Source organism: Bacteroidota bacterium (assembly GCA_016714535.1).
Taxonomy (GTDB): domain Bacteria; phylum Bacteroidota; class Bacteroidia; order AKYH767-A; family OLB10; genus JADKFV01.
On record JADKDR010000002.1, the window covers coordinates 260,958 to 285,101 of the forward strand.

Sequence of the window (24,144 nt, forward strand, 5' to 3'; positions counted from 1 at the left end):
CCCCCCGGGGGCCCCCCCGGCCCCCCCCCCCCGGGGCGGGTTCCTCCCCCCCCCCCCCCCCCCGGCGCCCCCCCCCCCCCGCCGGCGGGCCCGGGCCCCCCCCCCCCCCCGCGCCCCCCCCCGCGCCCCCCCCCCCGCCCGGGCCCCCCCGCCCCCCCCCCCCCCCCGCGCGCCCCCCCCCCCCCGCCCCCCCCCAATATTGACAATAATTTTTCTTTCAATAATAATCAAATTGTTTACATGGAGCCTAAAGCTGAAATATTTGTAAAAGCGGGTGCTACTTTAGAGATTAATAGTGCTATACTTAATAAATGCACATATATGTGGCGAGGAATAACGGTAGAGAGTGGCGGAAATATACAGGTATATAACAATGGCGTTATTGCAGATGCCGAAAAAGCTATGACTATGGAAGATGAAACATCATTTACGCTCGATAATGCCAATTTAGTAAATAATGTAACAGGTGTATTTGTGCCTCAAAATCCGGTAGATGCAATGTGGAACATTAACGGATACTGTGCAGCTTCTTATTTTGCACTTACAGGTCCCTTGGCTTCACCCTATCCCGGGCAAACGCCATTTGGCAAAATACCTTATGCAGGTATGGATATAAGCAATGTGTATATGACCATTGGAGATAATTCAAAAATGTATAATACTTTTGGTGAGTTGAACCTTGGGATATTAACACGTTCTTCTTTTCTCGAAGTACGCAATAGTTTTTTTGCTACCATATTCAAAGACCTTGCTTATGGAAACAACAAACATGATGGCAGTTGCATTGCTGCTTTTGGTGGACATGGTACTTCATTCAGATTAGATGTTTACCCAATTTCTCCACTTGCACAATTTCCTCCACCTACAATGACACAAGCAGACCGCGGAGTTTATTCGAAATTCATAAATACAAAAATTGCAGGAGTAAAAATGAATTCGATGAAGACGGGTGTTGAAACCGAATTATGCACAAACGGTATGGAAACAAAAGTGTTTGATTGTGAAATAAATGCGCGAGATTATGGCATCAATTGGTACAATAATGCAGGGTCGTCAAATATGCTTGCAGCAAATAATAACATAAGGGTACACGGCAACAAGTTCGGTGCATGTGTGCGCATTGCCGAACTTAACCAATTTGCAAACTATAAGATTACCGACAATGATTTGTATGCAGTAGAAATACTAAATGGAATAGTAAGCACTGCTGTAGTGAAACCGCAAATTACTTATAACAGGGTTTATCAAAATACGTTGGGAGTGAATAAGCCTTCGTCAGATGGGATTACCATTAATGGCGGCTTTGGTGCTATGCTTACTTGCAATAATGTATATACCAACTACCCATACTTAGGTAATACAAGAGGCTATGTAATTAATGGCAGCCAATCTTACCTGATTGAATGTAACCATTGCTATGGTCATGTTACCGGCTTTTATTTTGGAGGAGATTGCAGCAATTCGCAAGATGCATTTAGAGGCAACAGCATGAGCAATTGTTTAGAAGGGCTTTACTTGAATAATACCGCATTAATAAGTACTCAAACACTGCGTGGTAACCAGTGGCTCGGTAATGCAGGACCTTACGGTGCAGAGAATCAGAATACTGGATTCTTAAATGCTTCCAAATTTGAAGTAAATAACACGCCAATCCAATTTCCAAACACTCCTACATTTATGCCTAATAATATTGGATGGTTTTCAATAAATCCATTAAGTGTATATGATTGCGCAACCAATTCTACTTGCATTGCACAGGCACAAGATGGCGATGATGATGCAGCCTTTCGATACCAGGTAGCACATGATAGTACAATAACTGCAGCATATATACCCGAAGCAAAAAATATTGCACAGCAAAATTTGTATGATGCATTAATGTCTGTTAGTACAACTATATACAGCGATAGTGTGATGTATAATTTTTATATCAATAATGCTAACGGCAACATAGGAAAGTTATATGAAGCAAAGCAAAAGTTTTATGCTAGCAACGAGCCTAATCCATATAAATTAATGCTGTTAAAGACCTGTGACAGCCTTATACTTGTAAAGAAGGACAGCATTGAACTGATAGATAGCCTAAATAACAATGCAGCATTAATTGGATATGAAACATTGCGCGAAAATTTAATTAACAGTATCAGTTCGATTGTTCAATCACAAGCTATAATTTCTGCACAAATAAAACAAGATGCTGATAATGCAATTAGCATAATGGAAACTGAAAATAGCGCAGTACAAGCAACTGAAGTGCCCGAAACTAACGAGAAATATATTAACGAAATACATGTGTTATATAATGACCAAGGATTAGACGGAATAAAGACACATTATAACGATATACTTGCTATTGCCCAACAATGCCCATACAGTGGTGGCAATGCAGTGTACATTGCCCGCAACTACATAGCTCTGTTGGGTGATACGATTGTTTATGACGATGCAGCTATTTGCTTACTGCAAGGAATATTCCGAAATGCAAGTACCAATACAAATGCAATTGAAATCTATTTAAAACCAAACCCGGCAAATGATTATGTAGAATTGTTTATAGCCAACAACACCGGTACAAATTGTAGTGTAAGTATATCAGATGCAATAGGAAAAGAGCATTTATCAATAAAGGTTGATTGCAAACTGAAAGCTGTAAAAATTAATACACAAAAATTGGCTATCGGATTATATACTGTTTCATTTAGTGCAGAAGGCTTAGTTCTGAAAACTCAAAAATTAATTATTGAGCGATGAGTAAGTTTTTTGCTTTTATTTTTGTCTTGATGGTTTTGCCTTGTGCCTTAAAAGCACAAGGCAAAACGCACCATTGGTTGTTAGGCTATTTACCTGTATTAGTGGATTCAAATACAACATCCACCAAAGCGAGGTTTTTAATAGACAGCATTTCGTTAACAGTAGTACCCGAAAGCCGCAAAATGCCTTTTGGCAGCACACAAGCAACTATGAGTGACGAAAATGGCAATTTAATTATTGCAACCAATGGTTGTTGGATTGCTGATGCAACAGGTGATACTATGTTGAATGGGGGAGGCTTGAATCCAAGTTATATAACAAACGGTGGCTGGTGTAATAGTACGAGTGGTCTTGGAACATCTCATGGCAATATTATCCTTCCATTCCCAAATGATAGTAATAAATTTATTTTATTTCATCATACTTGGGACACTGTTGTAAATAGTTATTATCGGGCATTACGTTTATATTTAACTTCGATTGAAATGAGTTTGAACGGTGGCTTAGGAGCCGTGCCTTTTGGTCAAAAAAATAAAATTGTAATAAATGATACATTAGGTGAGGGATTAGCAGCGTGTAAACATAGTAATGGTAGGGATTGGTGGATAATTGCAACGAAAGATAGTACAGATATTATCTTTCAAATGCTGTTAACTCCTAATGGAATTGATACCATTTTTACCACACATCTTAATGTTCCAGTTGCTTATGTTAATCAATGGCAACCGCAATTTTCACCCGATGGTAAAAAGTTTGCCTATGCTTTTACATATCCTATTCCTTTACCAGGTCCCTGGTATGCAGATGTAAGAATATTTGATTTTGATAGGTGTACAGGGATTTTCAGTAATCCTCACGTAATTGATATTTCTGATACATACCCAGGTATGGGAATACAATTTTCCTCAAATTCAGAATATTTATATTGCGCCACACAACAACATTTACATCAAATAGATATAGCAACACAAACCAAAACATTGGTAGCAACCAACGATGGTTATTATTCTCCATATTTTCCATTTCAAACAGATTTTTGGGCAATGTATCGCGCTGCAAATGGCAAGATTTATATTTCATCGGGTAACAGTGTAATTGATATGCATGTGATAAATGAGCCTGATAGTGCAGGGCTATCCTGCGATGTGCAATTGCATAGTTTGCATTTACCTTGCTTTCAATTTCGCGCAAATGTTTACCACCCAAATTATTATTTAGGGTGCGATACTACGCTGGGCTGCCCATGCCTCTCGGCAACTGGCATACAAGAGTTTACAAAACATGATTTTAAATTTTCGGTTGCTCCTAATCCAACTAATGGTTCCATTAAAATTATATATTTATTGCCGCAAAATGCTACAGGCATTTTTGAAATTACAGATATGCAAGGCAGGGTTTTGTTTACTTATAAATTGCCACCATGGAGTACATTGCAAAATTTTAATTTAAGTTTTTTGAGTGGTGGAGTGTATAGTTGTTGTATAAAAAGTGAAAGCCAAATGGCTACAACAAAACTCATAATAATGCATTAAAAAAAATAAACAAATGAAAACAATTAAATTTTTTATAACACTAATAATCACATTCGCTTGCAGCGTGAATACAGCAAAAGCACAATTTTGCACACTTAAAACAGAAATCAAAGTAGCTACCTATCCTGATTGTGTAAATGGCACAGCAGGCCAGGTGCAGGCAACATCAACAGGAAATAATGGACTTGTAAGTTATAATTGGAGCAATGGTACTACAACTTATTTTCAAACTATAGATACCAGCTTGATAGGATATAAAATTTATTTATATGCATCAGACACGTTAGGCTGCTATGCAACAGACTCTTTATTAATTGGTAATTTTGATGTAGGTTTAACTGCAAATTTTCCAACTTGTAATGTATGCACTGATGGCACAGTATTTTCCAATCCGGTAAGTACAGGCCCTTTTACTTACGTGTGGAGTAACAGTGCAACCACACAAAATATTAATAATGTGGGGCAAGGTACTTATTACGTTACAGTAACAGATGGAAATGGGTGTAAGGGATTCGATTTTATGCACCTATACCTTGATACTTTGGATGCTGTGGTCTATGGTTCCGTATTTTATGATACCGACACTGATGCAATATACAACATCCCAAATGGCGATCGTCCCTTTCCTAGAAAATTATTGATTCAACCCGGGAATTATTATTGCTACCCAAATAACTTGGGCAATTATTTTTTTGAAGCTGGGTTTGGTTCCTCATATACTGTAGGTATAGATTATGATACAGCTTGCTTGCATTTTACTACACCCAATCCGGTTTACAATTTAACTATTACATTACCAACAACAACAGATATAAATTTTGGATTACATTCCGATTCATGCTATATATTTCATCAAAGCGGCATTTATGTTTCAAGCTCCCGATGCGGTCAACCAGCTGAAATAATTAATGTAAGTCGTTTGTTTTCTTATTTCAATAATATGAATGTAGAATTAAAGATTACTGTACCTCTTTTAACCATAAATGGTTATTTGCCTTCTCCCCCTCAAACAATAAGTGGCGATACAAATATTTTCAACTTTCAATTGGGTGATTCAGCGTATATGCATGACACAAAAATTCTTGTTACCATGCCTGGCCCAGGTGTTAAATATGCTGTTCACATGGAAATAAAACTTAGCGATACATTAGGCAACCTAAAATATTTTGATTCGCTTACCATTTATCGCACAGTAACTTGCCCTTATGATCCCAATGAAATACTTGTATATCCAACAGGTGATAGCGTACAACACCTCACACCCCCGGGCACAGAACTTGAATACACCATAAACTTTCAAAATACCGGTACTGATACGGCATACCGTGTAATAATATTAGATACGCTGGATTCAGGATTTGATTTTAATACTTTTGAATTGCTGCATACCAGTCATAATTGCAATACGGTATTGGATTCTAATGGTCAGATTACTTTTACCTTCAATCAAATTATGCTGCCGGATAGCAATATTGATGAACCCAATAGTCATGGCAGCATTATATATAAAATAAAACCCAAAGCAAATCTCACCATTCCCTATCAGGTAAACAATACTGCCTATATATACTTCGACCAAAATGAAGCGGTGCAAACAAATACAGCGTATAATTTGTATTCTTTCGGCTCTATTGGGTTGCCGGAAACTGCCCAAACAGATTTTACTTTTTATCCTAATCCCGGTGATGGAATATTTTATTTTAATAAAAATATGAAAGATGTAATAGTAACGATATATGATGTGTTTGGGCGTGAATTAAATAATCAAGTTGTATTTGAAAACAAAATAGATTTGAGCAATCATAGCGCTGGAATATATCAAGTACAAATCAATAGCAAAACTAAAAGAGAAGTTTATCGGCTGTTGAAGAAATAACAATATTCGTTAATCTCAATACCTGCCTTAGGCAGGTGCGCAACCGCTGTTAACTATAACCATATACGTAGTAAGCGGGTAGGTGAATGGAGCCGGCATAAGACGGTGGAAATTGCTAATTTTGTAAGTGGGTTTTATTTTTGTAAGAAGAGATGGAAGAGTCCCCTGCAGCTATCAGGAGGGTAGTTGCAGGACTATACCAAGCGAATTATTCTTGAATAATTAAAATTAAAATCTCCATTTTCTAAAAGCACTATTCCCGGAGATTTTCCCGTTTCGATACTTCCCAAATAATTTTCACAGTTAAAAAATCTAGCCCCATTGAGCGTGGCAAAGCGTACCAATCTGCTAAAAACTTCCAATGCAGGTAGTTGAATTTTGTGTTGCATTAAATAATCGAAAATGATTTTCAATTCATGTATAATATTCAATTCCGTATTCGAAGCCAAACTATCAGTACCTACCACACAATTATCCTTTTGTAAGAAAAATGTTTCCAATGCCGGTAATTTATTTTCGATAAAAAGATTTGCACCCGGACATAAGCACCAATAGTTTAATGGGTGTGAATAAGCATTAATTAGGTCTGGTGTTGTACAGGTATTGTGCACAAACATTTTTCTTTCGTTATGAGGTAAGCTATCATAATATGACTGAAGTGATGTTTTGCCGGTAGGCTCAAAACCATCAAGATTAATACCCCAGTTGACCAATCGCTCTACTATTTCTCCCGATTTATTCTTAAACATATCATCTTCTGCAGCAGATTCCTGATTATGTATGCTGACTAATTCTTCTTTACCATGCTCTATTAGCGAAAACAATTTGTTAGATACACTATATGGAGCGTGCGGTACTATTGACTTATCGGGAGCACTAATACATGCTTTAAGCGCCTTTATTCTTTCGTAAGCAAATTCTGCCTTCTGCTCATCAATGCCATAGACCTCACAAAAATGATAGTATTTGATTTTGCTTTCTTCCCTTACCAATTGTGCATCAAGCGTATTGCAAACATCGCCTACATACACAATTCCATTTTGGTACATTTCATCATCTGCCTCGTATGCACAATGCAGGATATGGCCTTTATCTGCACTCTTTAGTTTTTCAACCTGCGTTATAAAATCACTTAGGCCGGTGTGCTGGGTGATTCTGCTTTTTAAATACGACAGTTCGAGGTGGCAATGCGCATTTACAAGTCCGGGAATAATTATTCCATTCATCCATTGTACTGATGACTGCTGCCCCGGATGTGCTTTATCAAAATCCGATTTTGAATAAATACCGGCAATACAATCTCTGTGTAAGGCGATTATACCATCTTGTAAAATACCGTTTGTAACGGTATCTATATATGTTGCTCCTAAATATTTTGTTTCTTCCATTGTACTAAATTGAAAAGCGGGTTAATGCCAACAAATCTAACGTAGTAACTTATACAACCTATTTTTATTTTATATAAAATACCAACATCGGAAAATTCACATTGTCGATAAACCCCAATTTCACTTTTTCTACAGAATGCCATCAATTCAGGTATCAGATTTGAATATTGGCTTTAGCCATAAACCTTTGAGCAATGCGGATACTAAAACTTGCCTGTCTTTTAATACTCATTTCACATACAATTAACTCTCAATCAATTGGTAATGGAAAAGATGGCTCGCCATCCATTGCGGGAGTGGTAAATAATTATGCCGGTGTATTATCAATAACTGCATCTAACTGCAACAGCGAAATTCAAGTATCTAACTCAACCGGCTTTGCCATCGGTGACCTTTTTATTATCATGCAGATGAATGGTGCTACTATCTCTCAAAATAATGATAGTACCTATGGAACCATTTCAAATTTAAATGGCGCAGGCAACTATGAGTATGCCCTTGTATTTGATATAGTTGGTAATAAAATTTACACGCTTGCACCATTAATGAAGTCTTATCTCGTATCTGCTGCAGTACAATTAATACGAGTGCCACAATATGCAAATCCTGTGATAGCTGACACCCTAACTTGCCTGCCATGGAATGGCAGTACTGGAGGAGTGCTTGCTTTGGATGCTACCGGAACTATCACACTTAATAATAACGTTCATGCCAATGGGCGCGGATTTCGTGGTGGAGCAAAAGGCACATCAGCCTATCTAGGTAGCCACGTAGGAAATTATTTTTATACCTCTATCTCGGACTCAGGTGCCAACAAAGGAGAAGGCATTGCCTCATCTATGCTGGGCTTAAAAGTAAAAGGGCGTGGAGCACCTGCGAATGGTGGTGGTGGTGGCAACAATCACAATGGTGGTGGTGGTGGTGGTGCTAATGCCGGTTGTGGTGGCAACGGTGGATATGGTTATCAGAATCCTATTTTTGGACCTAACTTTATTATAGCAAATGGAATTGGCGCTAAAGATAATGCCCCGTTATTTCAGTTGAACCAACTCATAATGGGTGGTGGTGGTGGTGCAGGTCATGCAAATAATATTAATGATAATGCTGGTGGAAACGGTGGTGGGATCATTATCATTTCAGCCAATGCAATAGATGCAAACAATAACCTGATTGAATCCAATGGAACTAATGCAGCTGATGTAATTATTGATGGTGCAGGTGGTGGCGGAGCCGGTGGGACAGTTCTGATAAATTGCAATACCTACATATCGCCAGCAAAACTATATGCCAAAGGCAATAATAGTGGAGGTGTAAATCCACAGGCCGGCACAGATCATGGGCCCGGTGGTGGTGGCGGAGGTGGTGTAATTTTATTTAATCAAGCTTCGTTACCATTCAACATTACCGGCATTGAAGTAACAGGTGGTTATAATGGGCTTTGCAACACTGCTGCCCACGGCAGCAGTGCCGGTTGTGATGGTCAGGTATTGTTTAATAAACAAATAAACATTCCAGCACCACAGCTAATATACACAAGTCGATTAGATACTTCCTTTTGCGGAGTTGCTAACATTCAACTAACAGCATCGGCCGGTAATAACTTTGTTTGGTCAGGAGCTACGGGCCTCTCATGCACTACCTGCCAATCGCCAACATTAAACACAACCAGCTCAGGAACATATATAGCTATCGTTAACAATTCCTCGTGCCTGCATATTGACAGGGTAAACACGGCACCTGTTGTAAATTTTAGTATAAACCCAACCTGCATCAATCAGCCTGCATTTGCTCTGTCTAGCGGCATTCCATCAGGGGGTACATATGCAGGCAATGGTATCAGTACAAATATTTTTTCTCCTGCGGGTGCAGGAGTAGGCAATCACATGCTGATATATACTTATAGTGACAATAACGGATGCAGCTCTGCTGACAGCGCGCTAATGACTGTTTTTGACAGTCCTCAATTTCAAATAACTACACCACCGGCTGTATGTGCCAATCACAGTAGCTTTGTACTAAATCTGGTAACGCCTGGCGGAGGAGCATATACCGGTACCGGTACAAGTAATAATATTTTTAATCCCTCGCAGGCTGTAGGGTCTAATACCATAACTTACAACTATACCGATACCAATGGATGCAGCAACGATACTTCATTTACACAAATTGTACATGCGCTTCCTCTTGTAACACTTGCTTCCTTTAACTCTGTGTGTGCAAATGCAACACCCTTACAACTTGCTGGTGGCTTGCCACTAGGAGGAAATTATAATGGTAATGGAGTTTCATCTAACACATTTTTTCCGATGCAGGTTTCAGCAGGGTACAATACAATAGTCTATAGTTATACCGATACAAATGGATGTGTAGCCAGCGACTCTAGTACAATTAAAGTATTGCAAGTAAAGTCCTTAACTGCTATTGCTGCAGATACAATATGCACAGGCATGCAAACTGTGCTAACTGCCACAGGAAGCACGAATGTGCAGTGGTGGCCCGGCACAGGCATCAATTGCACAACATGTACTACAGCAATTGCATCTCCATCTACCACCACAACATACGTTTTGTCTTCGAGTGATTCGTGCACTGTGAATGACACCATCATCATTGAAGTTATTCCGCAAGTTATAGTGCATTTAGGTAATGATACTGCCATCTGCCTTGGAGAAGAAATGCAATTAGACCCCATTTCAAATTATAATTCATTTAGCTGGAGTAGTAACCCCTATATTGCTTGTACAAATTGTGGCGAGCAATGGATATCGCCATTGCAGTCATCAACCTATACGGTTACCGTTACAAATGGTTATTGTTCATCAAGTGATAAAATACATGTAGAGGTAATCGAAGTAAAGGCAGAAGCTATGACCAACTTAAGCCTGATAGTAGCAGGCGAAATGGTTGAATTGTCGGCTTCAGGGGCTAATGCATACAGGTGGGAGCCAGCAGATGTTGTATTGAGCGACAAAGCACAAATTACCACCGCACGACCTTTGCAATCTACCTGGTTTACAGTTACCGGCACTATTGGCAGGTGCAGCGATACTGCTTCCATTTTTGTAGAAGTGTATGATTCAAATGATGGTTTGTTTATTCCAAATGCTTTTAGTCCTAACGGAGATGGACAAAACGAAATCTTTGCAGCCATAAAAGCTGGGGACTATTTATTTTATAATCTAAGTATTTTTAATCGTTGGGGTAAAAAAATATTTGAAACAAGCGACTTACAAAAAGGATGGGATGGCAGTTATGATGGCGAACTTTGTCAAGCGGGTGAATATTACTATCAAGTCTATTTAAAAACTGCACGAAACATTCAAAACAAAAGTGGCAAAGTACTTCTGCTTAGATAAGGTCAAACTTGAAATGCACCAAAGGTGCATTTACTAGAATATTCTAAATGGAATTTCGCATTACAATTTTGCATTTGCACAGCATTCATCTTGGAAATTTATACATCAAATAAATTATAAAACTTTATTGCTGATACGCTAAAAAGAAAAGACCTTAAAGAGAAAGTACCTAAGTGGTCTAAGAAAAGTGCACGCTATTCTATTAGTTTTTTATGCTGACCTAAAATCCCTTTTCGAGATTATCAATTTTCTTTACCAATTCTGGTAAGTTACGGAAAACAACATACGACTTACGATAATCTCCAATAGCAAATGCCGGTGATCCCTGATAAATAGCGCCCTCGTCTAGTATGCTTTGACCTATACCCGATTGTGCAGCAATCTTTACATTGTTTGCAATAGTAACATGGCCCACAATACCTACCTGCCCTCCTATCATGCAATTGCTGCCTATTTTAGTAGAACCTGCAATACCGGTTTGTGCCGCAATCACTGTGTTCTCACCTATCTCTACATTGTGTGCAACCTGTATCAGGTTATCAAGTTTTACGCCTTTACGTATAATCGTGCTACCAAGGGTAGCACGGTCAATGGTAGTATTAGAGCCTATTTCAACATGATCTTCGATAATTACATTGCCAATTTGAGGAACTTTTTTATAGGTACTATCGTTAGGTGCAAAGCCAAACCCATCGCTACCAACTACCACACCTGAATGCAATGTACAATGACTTCCAATTATACTCTGACTATATACTTTTACTCCGCTAAACAGGGTTGTATTATCGCCTATGCTAACTCCATCTCCAATACTAACATGCGGGTATATTTTTACATTATTTCCAATTTTACAATTGGAACCAATGTAGCTGAAGGCACCCAAATAAACTTGATCGCCCACAGTTGATTTACTGCCTAAATAATGCGGCTCTTCAACCCCTGTTTTATTCAGTTGGATGGTACTGTAAATTTCGAGCAGTCGTGCAAATCCCTGATATGCATCGGGAACACGGATTAACGTAGGTTTGATTTCCCTATCAACCACAAAATCATTATTGATAATTACAATACTTGATTGCGTAGTGTATAGAAAGTCGTTGTACTTTGGATTAGCCAAAAAACTCAATGTATGTTCCAGGCCTTCTTCAATTTTAGAAACATTATCTACCCAAACTTCTGCATTTCCTTCTACACTACCGTTAAGTGTTTCGGCAATTTGTGCCGCGGTGAATTTCATTCCCATTATTCATGTATTCTGTATGCACGAAGGTATAAACTTATTTTAATTTGGCGGATACATTATTTTATACTTTTGCCAATAAGTACGTGTTGAAATCATTTGTAATTTATATCTCTGTTGAGATTGCGCCAACCGTTTCAAAACTGTTTTTTTAACCTTTTAAATATTTAAATCGAATAACCAGATCGGATGAAAAAGAATATAGCCAAAGAAAAGCCGGAACAAAAAGCAGCTTCACCAGTAGTTGTCAACCTAACATCCATCCATCGCATGATGCTGATTATTTGTGCAACATGTGCCTTCCTATTGTATATAAACACCGTTACACATGAGTACACGGTGGATGATGGCACTGTTATGGAAAATAATAAAATAGTAAAGAAAGGCCCCTCGGCCATAGGCGAAATTTTTACAACAAGCTATCGCAAAGGATTTTGGGACCGCAGCGAAAGTCTGTATCGCCCAATGTCGGTAGCCATGTTTGCTATTGAATGGGGCCTTGCACCAAAAAATCCGTTGCCCGGGCACATCATCAACATCTTGCTTTTTGTGGTAACAGCAATTGTGTTATTTACCTTGCTCAAAACCATGTTGCAGGCACATCATCCGTTGCTTCCTTTTTTAATTACGCTTTTATTTATTGCACACCCGGTGCACACCGAAGTTGTAGCAAACATAAAAAGTCGTGATGAGATACTTGCATTTTTATTTAGTATAAGTGGTCTGCTGTTTACACTCAAATATGTCCAATCGCAAAATATGCTCAATCTTGGTTATGCTGCTTTGTGTTTATTGGTTGCTAATCTTTCGAAAGAAAATGCACTTACCATGGTTGCTGTTGTACCACTTACTTTATGGTTTTTTACTAAAGCACAGCGTCAGCACATAATTACTGCATCGCTTGCAGCTGTAGCTGCTGCAGCCATCTATTTTGGTATGCGTGTGATGGCAATTGGCAGTGTGAGCAACTTTACCGACATTGAACTGATTAATAATACCATGGTAGGAGCACAAAATATGGGCGAGCGTTTATCAACTGCCTTTATGCTTATGGGAAAATATTTTCTGCTCATGTTTGTGCCATATCCTTTAAGCTTTGATTATTCGTACAGTGTATATAAGGTGGTGAGCTTCGGAAATGTGTATGCCTTACTATCAACCATAGCCATCATTGGCCTGATAGTTTATTGTGTAATAAATTTCAAAAAGAAATCACCCATTGTGTATGGCATTTTATTTTTTGCTCTAACTATTTCTTTAGTAAGCAACATCGCCTTTCTGATAGAAGCAACCTTAGCCGAACGCTTTGCATACATGCCTTCGCTGGGATTTTGCATTGCCATTGTATTTGTATTGGCCGGTTTACTAAAGCTAAATGAAAACAAAAAAACATACACAAGTTTGCCAAGCTTACTTAAAGCCAATGGAAAATTAGTTGCCATCATTGGTGTTGCCTTTGTACTTTTTTCCTTTAAAACCATACATCGCAATACCAAATGGAAAAGCAACATGACCCTGCTTGAAACCGATGTGGTTAGTTATCCCGAAAGTGCTCGTATTCGCTATGCCTATGGCAGCGCTTTGATTATTGAAAAAGGATTGAAAGAAGAAACAGATCAGGCACTTAAAGAAGAATATATGCGCAAGGGAATAGAGCAATTGCGAGAAGGCGTAGCGCTGGTTCCTACTTACAGCGATGCGTGGTATCACATGGGAATAGCATACAAAGAATTAAAAGATAATAAAACAGCGCTGGAGTGTCTGGAGCGTGCAGCAAACGATAAGTATAAAAAAGATCCTGAATTTTTAATAGCTCAAGGAGTTTGCTATGGCGAAACCAAACAATACGACAAAGCATTTGAAGTGCTGGATAAGGCTATTGCGATATTGCCAACTTCGAGCGAGGCATACAATAACAAAGGAATATATTTAACTGATGTTGGGCGATTAGATGATGCCCTGAAGTTGCTAAACAAAGCGGTTGAATTGAAACCTGATAATGAAAACGCCATTTATAATATTGGGAATGTATATGCTAAAGCCGGGCAGTATAAACAGGCCATTGATCAGTATGCAAAGGCTATACAAATAAAACCAAATTATCCAGATGCCTGGAACAACACCGGCAATTGTTATGGTATGATGAAAGATTTTCCAAATGCCTTATCCGCTTACAAGCGATTGTTAGAAATAAATCCAAACAATGCCAATGCCACAAATAATATTGGCATCACTTATATGATGCTTGGAGATAGCGTGCAAGGAAAACAGTACGTAATGCGCGCAAGGCAAATGATGGGGATAAAATAAAACCATACCATTCTATTTTTTTCAGAACACTTACTTATGAAAATAATCACCTATAACGTTAACGGTATACGTGCGGCCATAACCAAAGGATGGATGGATTGGCTTAAATCTACACAAGCAGACATTGTATGTCTGCAAGAAATAAAAGCACAACCCGAACAGCTTGACCTGCCTGCATTTGAAAAGTTAGGGTATCACCACTACTGGCATGCTGCCGAAAAAAAAGGGTACAGTGGCGTTTGCATTCTTACAAAACAAAAACCCGATAAGGTAGAAGTAGGTTGCAACATCAAAGACTACGATATGGAGGGGCGGGTATTAAGAGCAGACTATGGCGATGTAAGTGTGATTAGTGTATATGTGCCATCGGGCAGCAGCGGCCAAGAAAGACAAGACTATAAAATGGTGTGGATTGCTGATTTTAAGAACTACATAAATGAACTGAAAAAGAAGCGCAAAAAATTAATTATATGTGGCGATTATAATATTTGCCACCGGGCTATTGATATACACAACCCGGTTAGTAATGCAAAAAGCTCAGGCTTTTTGCCTGAAGAGCGCGAATGGATGGAGCAGTTTATTCAAAGCGGATTTATCGACTCATTTCGCTATTTCAATCCGGAACCACATCACTATACATGGTGGACATATCGCTTTAGTGCCCGCGAAAAAAATCTTGGATGGCGTATTGATTATGCATTAGTATCTAGCACACTCGAAAAAAGCTTGAACTCGTGCCGCATACTTCCCGAAGCTAAACACAGCGACCATTGTCCGGTTATGCTGGAGGTGGAATTTTAAAGAGAAGGGAAAGTCCACGAAACAATCTACTTGGAAGGAATTGTATCGGTAAGGGTATATGTTGGAGGACGATTAAAGTAAATATTATTTTTCGTTCAAATACTTTTCCATTAATCGTGTCAATAGCCAAAGTCAAAATACTACAGATGATGCATGCGCTGTGCCGCAAGTCTTTACTGGCAGGCGCGAACTTGTTGTTCGCACTTTAGTGTATCAACTCACCCAAGGTGTAGGCATTCGGGATTTTTGAAATTGCAGTTTCAATTCATCCTAAACTATAGAAATAACCAGTTCATATTACTTGTAGTTGTTTGGTGTGAAGTTCAAGTTAGTGCTAGCAGGCGGTTCCCAACCATTCGATATTACAGACAAGTATCAAATCAATTAAATACTAAATAAAAGGGTACGGTTGCGAATCAAATGAAGTCGGTAAATAATTACAGCCAATTAGCCGCAAACAATAGCACTATTTTTGAACAGTTGTAATTAAATAAGCACTTACAACATTCTAACAACAAGGCGGATACTATAAGTAAAGAAGGGATAATTTTAGGCAGGCAGGTTTTTCAACGAAAAGTATTTTACTGTAACTTGCCGGTTAATAAAATTATCCCTCTTACTTTTAAAACGAAACTTAAGGATAATAAGCAATAAAATATAAACAGCCGAAAGAGGGAACGAATAACATCACCCTCTTTTTTTATTTACAACCAGTTTTTATCGGCAAGATACTCGGCAATCTGAATGGCATTGGTGGCAGCACCTTTGCGAAGGTTGTCGCTTACAATCCACATATTTAATGTGTTGGGGCGTGTTTCGTCTCTGCGGAGGCGACCAACGTATACTGCATCCGTATCATGGGCATTAAGCGGCATGGGGTACAATAGCTTTTCAGGATTATCCTGCACCACTATTCCGGGTGCAGCCTCAAGTAAATCGCGTACCTGTTGTAAGTCAAAATTGTTTTCAAATTCGATGTTAACCGATTCGCTATGCCCGCCCATTACCGGAATGCGCACGGCAGTAGCAGTAAGTTCTATGCTATGGTCGCCCAATATTTTTTTGGTTTCGTTTACCATTTTCATTTCTTCTTTGGTATATCCATTTTCCAAAAAAACATCAACCTGTGGTATCACATTCAAGTCAATTTTGTAAGCATAGGCTTTAGGCCCTTCTATTCCTGCACGTTCATTCATAAGTTGATCAACAGCTTTTTTGCCTGTGCCTGTTACACTTTGGTAAGTTGAAACTACCACACGTTTTACGTTAAGTACATCGTGCAAAGGTTTTAATGCCATAACCAATTGAATGGTGCTACAATTGGGGTTGGCAATAATTTTATCAGCTTGGGTAAGCACATGGGCATTTACTTCGGGTACAATGAGTTTATTGGCGGCATTCATGCGCCATGCCGAACTGTTGTCGATAACGGTGGTTCCTGCAGCTGCAAACAAGGGAGCATATTGTAACGATGGTCCGCTACCGGCACTGAATAGCGCTACATGCGGTTTCATAGCTATGGCATCATCTACACTTACCGTTTCATATTCTTGTTGGTTGTAGCTTATTTTTTTACCAACCGATTTTTCGGAAGCTACCGGTATAAGCTCGGTAACAGGAAAATTTCGTTCGCTCAGTATTTCCCGCATTTTGGTGCCCACAAGGCCAGTAACTCCTACTATTGCTACTTTCATACGTATTTATCTTGATGGTTTATTTGAATGGCTATGACGTTATAAAAAAAGAAATGCTAAACATACCTGTACAACCTTCGATAGGAATAATACATTTGGGTTATATCAGGTTTTTTATTTTGATTTTTTATATCAACTAAAAATGGCTTTTAACTCGGTGGCTTCTTCCGGTTTCATTTTGCCTGCAAGTATTAAGCTCAATTCGCGCCTTCGTAAGGCACTTTCATATCGTTTGTGCTCTTCCTCGGTTTCGGGTATCAGTTCAGGTACGTGGATGGGTGCACCTATTTGATCTACAGCTACAAAAGTATAGATGGCTTCGTTACATTTTATTTTTTTGTCATTCACATTATCTTCTACCCACACTTCAATATACACTTCCATGCTACTATTAAATGCACGCGACACTTTTGCTTGCAGCGTAACTATTTGCCCCAACTTAATAGGTTGGTTAAAAGCTACATTGTTAACACTTGCAGTTACTACTACACGATGACAATGCCTGTGCGCGCTTATGGCAGCCACTATATCCATCCAGTGTAACAGGCGGCCACCCATCAGGTTACCTAGTATATTTGTATCGTTGGGTAATACCAACTCGGTTTGTACAGTCAGTGATTCGCTGGCTGTAACTTTTTTTCTTGCCATGGTCTAAAAAATTTTCGCAAAAAGTATCGAATTGTTTATTCTTACTCTAATAGCTGCATCATTCGAATTCCTAATATTTGTATAAAGTTGTAAACTCGTTTGTTATAGCCACGGCCTCTTAAAGGTTCTTAATATTTAAGTTGTGTTTTTGCATTCAAAATTTGTTACTTCACGCCATCAAATGTATTTATTGAAATCTCCTATTTTTAGAAAATGAATTCGCAAAATTTTGAAATAAAGTTACCTGTATTTGAAGGCCCTTTTGACCTGCTCTTATTTTTTATTGAACGCGATGAGCTCGATATTCACAACATTCCTATTGCATCGATAGCCAACGACTTTCTTGATTATATGCATAAGATGGACCAGTTAAACATTGAGCTGGCAAGCGAGTTCATATTAGTAGCAGCTACCTTAATGCGTATTAAAGCAAAGATGCTGTTGCCACGATATACCAAAGATGACCAGGGAAATGAAATAGATCCGCGTCAGGATTTGGTACAGCAACTGCTGGAGTATAAGCGATATAAGGAAGCGGCCGAGGAGTTTCGTGTGAAAGAAGAAGACCGCTTACAGCGTATTGAGCGCGGCAATATTCAAAATGACCTGGCACGCATAGCATTGGAAGCCGATCAGTATAATTATCAAAGCGAATTAGAGACGCTTACCCTGTTCAAATTACTCACCACCTTCGAAAAGGTGATGGACCGTTTTAAGAACAATGCACAGAATAACCATCATACCGTAGTTACCTATCCTTACACCGTAGAAAAAGAAAAGGATTTTTTGATATCGCTGGTTCGCAAAAAACCTCGTTGCAATTTTGTAGAGATATTTGAAGCCTGCGAAAATAAGTTGCATGCTATTTTTACGTTCCTCTCCCTGCTCGAGTTAATACAGCAAGGAGTGCTTTCTGTTGTTACCGGGGATGGGTTTAATAATTTTTGGATAAGCATTGCAGAGAATCAGGCTATCTATGCAAACTAACGATGATAGCATACTCCGCTCGTTTAATGTAGGCAAGGTATTCTTACCAATCCTGCTTGGTTTGGGTGTTGCTACCATACTCTTTATAAAGGATTTTGACCGCGCAGCATTTGAAGCTGTCAACTGGACGTGGTTCAGCACCTGGTGGATTTTTTTAGCCCTGCTAAGTGTTTGTGTGCGCGATTTATTTTACATGATTCGTATTCGCATCCTTACCGATAACCATCTTAGCTGGCGCAATAGCTTCAATGTAATTATGCTGTGGGAATTTGCCAGTGCAATTGTTCCTGGTATGTTGGGCAGCGGATTTTTCTTCGCCATTTTTATTCTCAATCGCGAAAAAATTAACATGGGTAAAAGTATTACTGCCATTATGTTTTCTAGTTTTTTAGATGGCGTTTTTTTAGCAGTGATGGCTCCTCTATTATATTTTACAATTGGGAAGAGTGCATTATTCAATTCGGTAATCAGCAATAACCAGCAGATGACGTTAAGCTTTGGTGCCGGTTTTTTTTATACCTTTTGGTCAGTTTATTTTATCATACTTGCTTATAAATTATTTGTTGCTTACGCCTTATTTGTAAATCCTCATTTTGTAAAACACATCCTGGTAAAAACCTTTAGCCTGCCACTACTTAAACGGTGGAAAGAAAATGCCGTAGAAACCGGAGAACAATTGCTAATAGCAAGCAAAGGATTGCAGGACAAAACGTTTAATTACTGGATGGGCGCACTCTTTACAACTTTTGTTACCTGGACAGCGCGTTACTCTATTGTAAATTGCATACTCAATGCTTTTTCACCGGTCGAGTTGGATCACCTTGTCATCTATGCACGGCAGGTTATTATGGGAATCATTGTATTGTTTAGTCCAACACCCGGTGGCAGCGGCATTGCTGAATATATATTTACAAAATTCCTGAGCGACTTTATTGGAGTGGGTCTGGCACCTTCGCTTGCATTGCTATGGAGGCTTTTAAGCTATTATCCTTATCTCATAATTGGTGCTATTATTTTGCCGCGATGGGTAAGGCGGAGAGTGATGAAGCACCAACATACTAAGTAGTTGTAGCAGTATTTCTTTGCTTCAAAAGGTATTCTGCAATTATTTTTTTATCCGAGGGAATTTTGATTTCTATTTTCTTTACCCTTCACATAATTGCAATCATTTTTTTCACCAATCAAGAGGCGGTTTAAGATTTATCCCGTTGTCATTTTATAGTGAGTTTTCCGATGACCATCGTTAATCATCCAACCGTGTAGACTCAATTGCCCCAGGGCAATTGAACTAGACCTTGATTCGTAACTATAGCCTGCAAGAATGCTTTGCCTTTCAAAAATTTGCTCTTAAAAAATTCTAAATACAAGTCTTAAACAGGCTCTAAACTGAAAGTGGTTTGCACTTTAAATTTTGGTAAGGAAGCTTAAAAAAAAATACCGTTGTTGTGTTTTTATCCTGCTTCAATGCATATCTATTTTACCAACATTAATTTTCGATAAAAGGTATAATGCACATGAAATGAAAAATCGAAGATGCTTAATCAATCTTAATTATTTTTTCTCTATGTAAACTGATGCCATCCATGTCAAGCAGATGCAAATAGTAAACCCCTTGATTTAAAAATTCTAAATTTAATTGATTTGAAAATTTGCCTTCAAAAATTTGTCGACCCGACAAATCAAAAATTGCAATTTTGGAACAATCAACACTGCTTTCAATATTCAACATATACTTGGTTGGGTTTGGATAAATAGTTATGTGCGCTTCGTTATGTAACAACGAAGGCAACTTGCATGGTACTTTGACTTGTACTTCAGTAGATGTTCGGCTGCACCCATTCGGTTTTGTAACTCTTACGGTATACTTTCCAGCGGTTTTGACAGTGTATGTTTGCAATGTTGCATTTGCAATCACATTATTATTCTTGCGCCATTGATACGTGCCTACTCCATTGGTTTGAAGTTTTACACTATCGCCATTGCAAAAAGTAGTGCTACCCAAGGGAGTAAGTGTTATGGCAGGGTTTGGTTGTACCACCACGGCTTTGGTTGCAGACTCAACGCTGCATCCATCAGTATTAGTAATTTTTACCGAATATTTTCCTGCTGTGGTTGCGGTATAGCTGCTTGATGTTGCGCCATTAATAGGAGTGCTTCCTTTGTACCATTGGTAGGTATAAGAGCCTGCATTTGTTGTAAACTTTACACTATCGCCATTACAAAACGTGGTAGAGGCACTAGTATCTATTTTTGCATTTGCATATTTCACTACCAGTTTAGGTCTGCGCGAGGGTGTACCATAATCACCCGATGCAAAATGTACTGCGCCTACAGGATTGCCGGCTTCGTTATACCGTGCAAGCATCCATCCATTATTATCTGCTGGGTGCAGCGACCATTGCTTAACTGAATTCCGAACGTCAATATTTTTAACATCCTGATAGGAGGTAGTGCCATCCGCTATTTCTATTCTGCCTAAATCTTTAAAGGCTGGTTGTGTATTCCAGGTTACGGTTTGTTCATTCCATGGTTGGGTAATTTGTCTTATGACAAAAGATTTATGTATAGTGCCGTAAGTTGAAAGACTGTCGCTGTATAAGCTGAGTTTTGCACTTATAATTGGGACACCGGCAGGAATGGAGTTTAAGTTAAACTTTATCAAAGTGCGATACAACGGATTTCCTGTAACATAATTAATTGCAAGAAGCGAAGGGGTATTTCCATAGTTAGTATTTGGTTGCGATTTTTCAATGTAAGCATCAATTCCTGATGCATTAGGTTGAAGTACTTGGGTAACCGAAGGTAAGCTTGCCGATGATTTTGCTACCAATACCGTAGTGTTCGATTTTTTGGTACAACCTTGGGCACTTGTTGCAATGCAATAGTAACTGCCGCTCTCCGGAACAAAGAGTGTATTGGTTTCAGAAATAGGATACACGTAATTGGTTTTGTACCATTTGTAGCTCGCACCATTGGTTGCAGTAGCTGTAAAGTCTAATCCATTGCCACTACATAGGTTTAGTGTGCCTGAGGGCGAAATGGAAATAGTTGGATTTGCGAAATAGCTAATTGAAACAGGTTGGCTCACACTGCATTGTAATCCACCGGTAACAACCGTATAGCTGCCTGCGGTTTTCACGTAAATATTTTGTTGAGTAGCGTTGGCAATATTAATATTGTTTTTTTTCCATTGGTAACTTACAGCGCTATTGCATGATAATAATAGAGAATCTCCCGGGCAGCCAAGCGTATCATATGCTGTAATTTTCGGTCCGGTTAACACAGAAACCACAATGCTATTTGATGAAGTAACAGAGCATCCATTTGAGTTATAATATCCCATTTTGTATGTGCCTGCTAATTTTGCGTTGTAATTGTTTTGGTTTGCATTTGCTATTATACTACCGTTGCGCTCCCAAAAATAATTTGGCCACGCGCCATTTACAGTAAGGTTTACACTGTCGCCATTGCAAATGGTTGTGTTTCCTAAGGCTGATATTACAGGTGCCGGAGGCAATGTGGTTGTTATATTTATGGTATCGGTTGTTAATTCGGTGCCACAAGCCAAAGTTAGCTTGTAGTAATATTTTCCTTTGTCAGGATTTACTAACTCATGATAACTTGTAGGATGTATTGCTCCATCTTTATACCAATTACCCGTGCGGTTTGGTACATTATATAACAATGCATAAAAAACTATTGGGATTAAAAATTTTCTGCAACCGAAATTATATTCCCAGTATGGAATTTTATTTCCGGGCAATAAAGTAAGATTAGTACCTATCATATAATAATCAAAACCATAAGTAAATCCTGTATTGTTATCTGTAGCAGTAATATTTACGCGGTTACAATAACTCGATGAATATGTAAGCGAAGTTACCCCCGAAGCCAGAAGATTATGTATCATACCTCCGTTTTGGTTAAATGCTGTATAGTCTTCGTCATACCAATCATAGGTATAATTAGGGTCGGGGCTATTTATTGTTAAAGTGACATAAGCAGTGCCATTACAAAAGTCATTTTGTGCAGGAGTAGCTGTCACCAAGGGTTGCTGCGCTGCCACGGTGTAAGTGGTTACAATAAGTAAGGCAAATACTAACCAAAAAGATGATGTTGTTTTTTTCATAATGGTAAGTTTTTAAAATTTGAATTGAGGTTAGGAGCTTTCTTTTGGCATCAAATATCATGCTATTTAATAAACAGATTGTCGCGGGGCTGCGGGCTTCCTGCAGCAAGAAATGGTTGGCATTTTTTTTCTTTCACAAATTTATTGCTCAGCATTTCTTTCTTCGTTTAATAATGCAATATGGCATTGCATTTCGGCACCAATACACCCCAAACCATTTATGGGGCTTGCCTTTGCTCGGCTTGGGCTTTTTGTTTAAAGCGAATTTTTGTACATAAGTGCAACATATCTCACCTACCATCACATCTAGCAGAAATTTTTCATAGTCCGGTAGTTAGCAGTAAAATAAAAAAAGCAAATCATCATTTCGTATTTTATCAAAGAGCAAATGCATGCTTTCTAAAATGGCCAATAGCTAATTTGTTGTGTCTTCTATTTTGGTCGTGCAAAAGTGTTAGTGTATAAATCTTTAGCATGAATTAAATTTGCTTCTATTATGCCTAACTATTTTTTTGACTTGCAAATAGTCGCATACGGCAACCTGAATTTTAATTTTACAACACGTATAGTTATTGATACGAGGCTAGCAAAAGAAACATCACTCCTAAGATTGTAAGATCATTGCTATAAGCTGGTTGGCCTCATACTGTGGGCTCTGCATTATATTTCATAGTTTTGTGAGCAAATTGGTTTTGTAATTATTCATCATGTCCAAGCTCATTCTCATACCAACTCCCATTGGCAACCTAGGCGATATTACATTGCGTGCCATAGAAACCATTAAAACATGCGACTTTTTGTATGCCGAAGATACCCGCACTACACTTAATTTATTGAAGCATCTTCAAATCGAAAAAAAGTTATTTTCATTTCACATAAACAATGAACATAAGGTTTTGCAAAATGCCATAAGCCATATACAACAGGCAACTATGGTTGGTCTTGTAAGTGATGCCGGCACTCCGGCCATTAGCGATCCTGGTTTTTTGCTGGTGCGTGCATGTATTCAAAATAATATTGATGTAGAAACTTTGCCTGGCCCTACGGCATTTGTTCCTGCTCTTGTTAATTCAGGATTTCCCTGCGACCGTTTTTGTTTCGAAGGGTTTCTTCCGGTTAAAAAAGGGCGGACTACACGCCTCAAAGAGTTGAGTGAAGAAAAGCGTACGGTTATCCTTTATGAGTCGCCACACCGGCTTGAAAAGTTGTTGATACAAATTTATGAAATGATGGGTGCAGAAAAGGAAATTTGTGTATGTAGAGAAATTAGCAAATTGTACGAAGAAACCCGAAGAGGCCACGTTAGTGAGCTTTTGGAGCATTTTAAGGCCAATCCTGCCCGTGGCGAAATTGTGGTGTTATTAAGAGGTTGTTCATAAAGTGTGAACTTTTAATGAGCTTAGGGGAGTGTTAATATTATTTAGGCAAACAA

General features: G+C 38.7%; 14 protein-coding genes. 9 read left to right on the top strand and 5 right to left on the bottom strand.

Annotation, left to right across the window (positions count from 1 at the left end):
* Positions 1 to 240 precede the first annotated feature (240 nt).
* Genes IPO27_04250 through IPO27_04260 form a run of 3 tightly spaced genes read left to right on the top strand, consistent with a single transcriptional unit; the run spans position 241 to position 6,159 of the window.
* On the top strand, positions 241 to 2,751 hold the full coding sequence (locus IPO27_04250) for a T9SS type A sorting domain-containing protein (GenBank protein ID MBK8845809.1): 2,511 nt from the start codon (positions 241 to 243) through the stop codon (positions 2,749 to 2,751).
* Positions 2,748 to 4,283, top strand: a complete 1,536-nt coding sequence (locus IPO27_04255) for a T9SS type A sorting domain-containing protein (protein MBK8845810.1) — start codon at positions 2,748 to 2,750, stop codon at positions 4,281 to 4,283. Before IPO27_04250 ends, IPO27_04255 begins: the two co-directional genes overlap by 4 nt.
* 13 nt (positions 4,284 to 4,296) lie before the next feature.
* Complete coding sequence (locus tag IPO27_04260; GenBank protein MBK8845811.1) at positions 4,297 to 6,159, top strand: T9SS type A sorting domain-containing protein; 1,863 nt, start codon at positions 4,297 to 4,299, stop codon at positions 6,157 to 6,159.
* 194 nt (positions 6,160 to 6,353) lie between these two features.
* On the opposite strand, the gene IPO27_04265 is transcribed toward IPO27_04260, so the two are convergent.
* The gene (locus tag IPO27_04265) at positions 6,354 to 7,547 is read right to left on the bottom strand and encodes an amidohydrolase family protein (GenBank protein MBK8845812.1); all 1,194 of its coding nucleotides are present in this window, start codon (positions 7,545 to 7,547) and stop codon (positions 6,354 to 6,356) included.
* A gap of 194 nt (positions 7,548 to 7,741) precedes the next feature.
* Between IPO27_04265 and IPO27_04270 the strand changes: the two genes are divergently transcribed.
* Positions 7,742 to 10,903 (top strand): gliding motility-associated C-terminal domain-containing protein, encoded by a 3,162-nt coding sequence (locus IPO27_04270; GenBank protein ID MBK8845813.1) that lies wholly within the window; start codon positions 7,742 to 7,744, stop codon positions 10,901 to 10,903.
* 220 nt (positions 10,904 to 11,123) lie between these two features.
* Here IPO27_04270 and lpxD read toward each other — a convergent pair whose 3' ends face one another.
* The gene (gene lpxD, locus IPO27_04275) at positions 11,124 to 12,140 is read right to left on the bottom strand and encodes a UDP-3-O-(3-hydroxymyristoyl)glucosamine N-acyltransferase (protein MBK8845814.1); all 1,017 of its coding nucleotides are present in this window, start codon (positions 12,138 to 12,140) and stop codon (positions 11,124 to 11,126) included.
* Between the two features lie 192 nt (positions 12,141 to 12,332).
* Between lpxD and IPO27_04280 the strand changes: the two genes are divergently transcribed.
* On the top strand, positions 12,333 to 14,453 hold the full coding sequence (locus IPO27_04280; protein ID MBK8845815.1) for a tetratricopeptide repeat protein: 2,121 nt from the start codon (positions 12,333 to 12,335) through the stop codon (positions 14,451 to 14,453).
* Positions 14,454 to 14,489: 36 nt separating this feature from the next.
* Entirely contained in the window at positions 14,490 to 15,254 is a 765-nt protein-coding gene (xth, locus tag IPO27_04285) for an exodeoxyribonuclease III (GenBank protein MBK8845816.1), read from the top strand.
* Between the two features lie 704 nt (positions 15,255 to 15,958).
* Here xth and IPO27_04290 read toward each other — a convergent pair.
* Positions 15,959 to 16,948, bottom strand: coding sequence for an aspartate-semialdehyde dehydrogenase (locus tag IPO27_04290; protein ID MBK8845817.1), 990 nt, complete (start codon positions 16,946 to 16,948; stop codon positions 15,959 to 15,961).
* Positions 16,949 to 17,080: 132 nt separating this feature from the next.
* Positions 17,081 to 17,596 carry an acyl-CoA thioesterase gene (locus IPO27_04295; GenBank protein ID MBK8845818.1) on the bottom strand — a complete coding sequence of 172 codons (516 nt, stop codon included), beginning with the start codon at positions 17,594 to 17,596 and terminating at the stop codon, positions 17,081 to 17,083.
* A gap of 213 nt (positions 17,597 to 17,809) precedes the next feature.
* Here IPO27_04295 and IPO27_04300 point away from each other — a divergent pair, with 213 nt between their 5' ends.
* Positions 17,810 to 18,583 (top strand): segregation/condensation protein A, encoded by a 774-nt coding sequence (locus IPO27_04300; protein MBK8845819.1) that lies wholly within the window; start codon positions 17,810 to 17,812, stop codon positions 18,581 to 18,583.
* Positions 18,573 to 19,649 (top strand): flippase-like domain-containing protein, encoded by a 1,077-nt coding sequence (locus IPO27_04305; protein MBK8845820.1) that lies wholly within the window; start codon positions 18,573 to 18,575, stop codon positions 19,647 to 19,649. Before IPO27_04300 ends, IPO27_04305 begins: the two co-directional genes overlap by 11 nt.
* 471 nt (positions 19,650 to 20,120) lie before the next feature.
* Here IPO27_04305 and IPO27_04310 read toward each other — a convergent pair whose 3' ends face one another.
* On the bottom strand, positions 20,121 to 22,712 hold the full coding sequence (locus IPO27_04310) for a DNRLRE domain-containing protein (protein MBK8845821.1): 2,592 nt from the start codon (positions 22,710 to 22,712) through the stop codon (positions 20,121 to 20,123).
* A gap of 707 nt (positions 22,713 to 23,419) precedes the next feature.
* On the opposite strand from IPO27_04310, the gene rsmI reads away from it, so the two are divergent.
* Positions 23,420 to 24,091: a 16S rRNA (cytidine(1402)-2'-O)-methyltransferase gene (gene rsmI, locus IPO27_04315; protein ID MBK8845822.1), complete on the top strand. Its 672-nt coding sequence runs from the start codon at positions 23,420 to 23,422 to the stop codon at positions 24,089 to 24,091.
* Positions 24,092 to 24,144 lie beyond the last annotated feature (53 nt).

Bases quoted from the DNA above. Each gene is read 5' to 3' on its own strand.
- IPO27_04250 (MBK8845809.1), top strand. From the start codon at position 241: ATGGAGCCTAAAGCTGAAATATTTGTAAAAGCGGGTGCTACTTTAGAG.
- IPO27_04255 (MBK8845810.1), top strand. From the start codon at position 2,748: ATGAGTAAGTTTTTTGCTTTTATTTTTGTCTTGATGGTTTTGCCTTGT.
- IPO27_04260 (MBK8845811.1), top strand. From the start codon at position 4,297: ATGAAAACAATTAAATTTTTTATAACACTAATAATCACATTCGCTTGC.
- IPO27_04265 (MBK8845812.1), bottom strand. From the start codon at position 7,547: ATGGAAGAAACAAAATATTTAGGAGCAACATATATAGATACCGTTACA.
- IPO27_04270 (MBK8845813.1), top strand. From the start codon at position 7,742: ATGCGGATACTAAAACTTGCCTGTCTTTTAATACTCATTTCACATACA.
- lpxD (MBK8845814.1), bottom strand. From the start codon at position 12,140: ATGAAATTCACCGCGGCACAAATTGCCGAAACACTTAACGGTAGTGTA.
- IPO27_04280 (MBK8845815.1), top strand. From the start codon at position 12,333: ATGAAAAAGAATATAGCCAAAGAAAAGCCGGAACAAAAAGCAGCTTCA.
- xth (MBK8845816.1), top strand. From the start codon at position 14,490: ATGAAAATAATCACCTATAACGTTAACGGTATACGTGCGGCCATAACC.
- IPO27_04290 (MBK8845817.1), bottom strand. From the start codon at position 16,948: ATGAAAGTAGCAATAGTAGGAGTTACTGGCCTTGTGGGCACCAAAATG.
- IPO27_04295 (MBK8845818.1), bottom strand. From the start codon at position 17,596: ATGGCAAGAAAAAAAGTTACAGCCAGCGAATCACTGACTGTACAAACC.
- IPO27_04300 (MBK8845819.1), top strand. From the start codon at position 17,810: ATGAATTCGCAAAATTTTGAAATAAAGTTACCTGTATTTGAAGGCCCT.
- IPO27_04305 (MBK8845820.1), top strand. From the start codon at position 18,573: ATGCAAACTAACGATGATAGCATACTCCGCTCGTTTAATGTAGGCAAG.
- IPO27_04310 (MBK8845821.1), bottom strand. From the start codon at position 22,712: ATGAAAAAAACAACATCATCTTTTTGGTTAGTATTTGCCTTACTTATT.
- rsmI (MBK8845822.1), top strand. From the start codon at position 23,420: ATGTCCAAGCTCATTCTCATACCAACTCCCATTGGCAACCTAGGCGAT.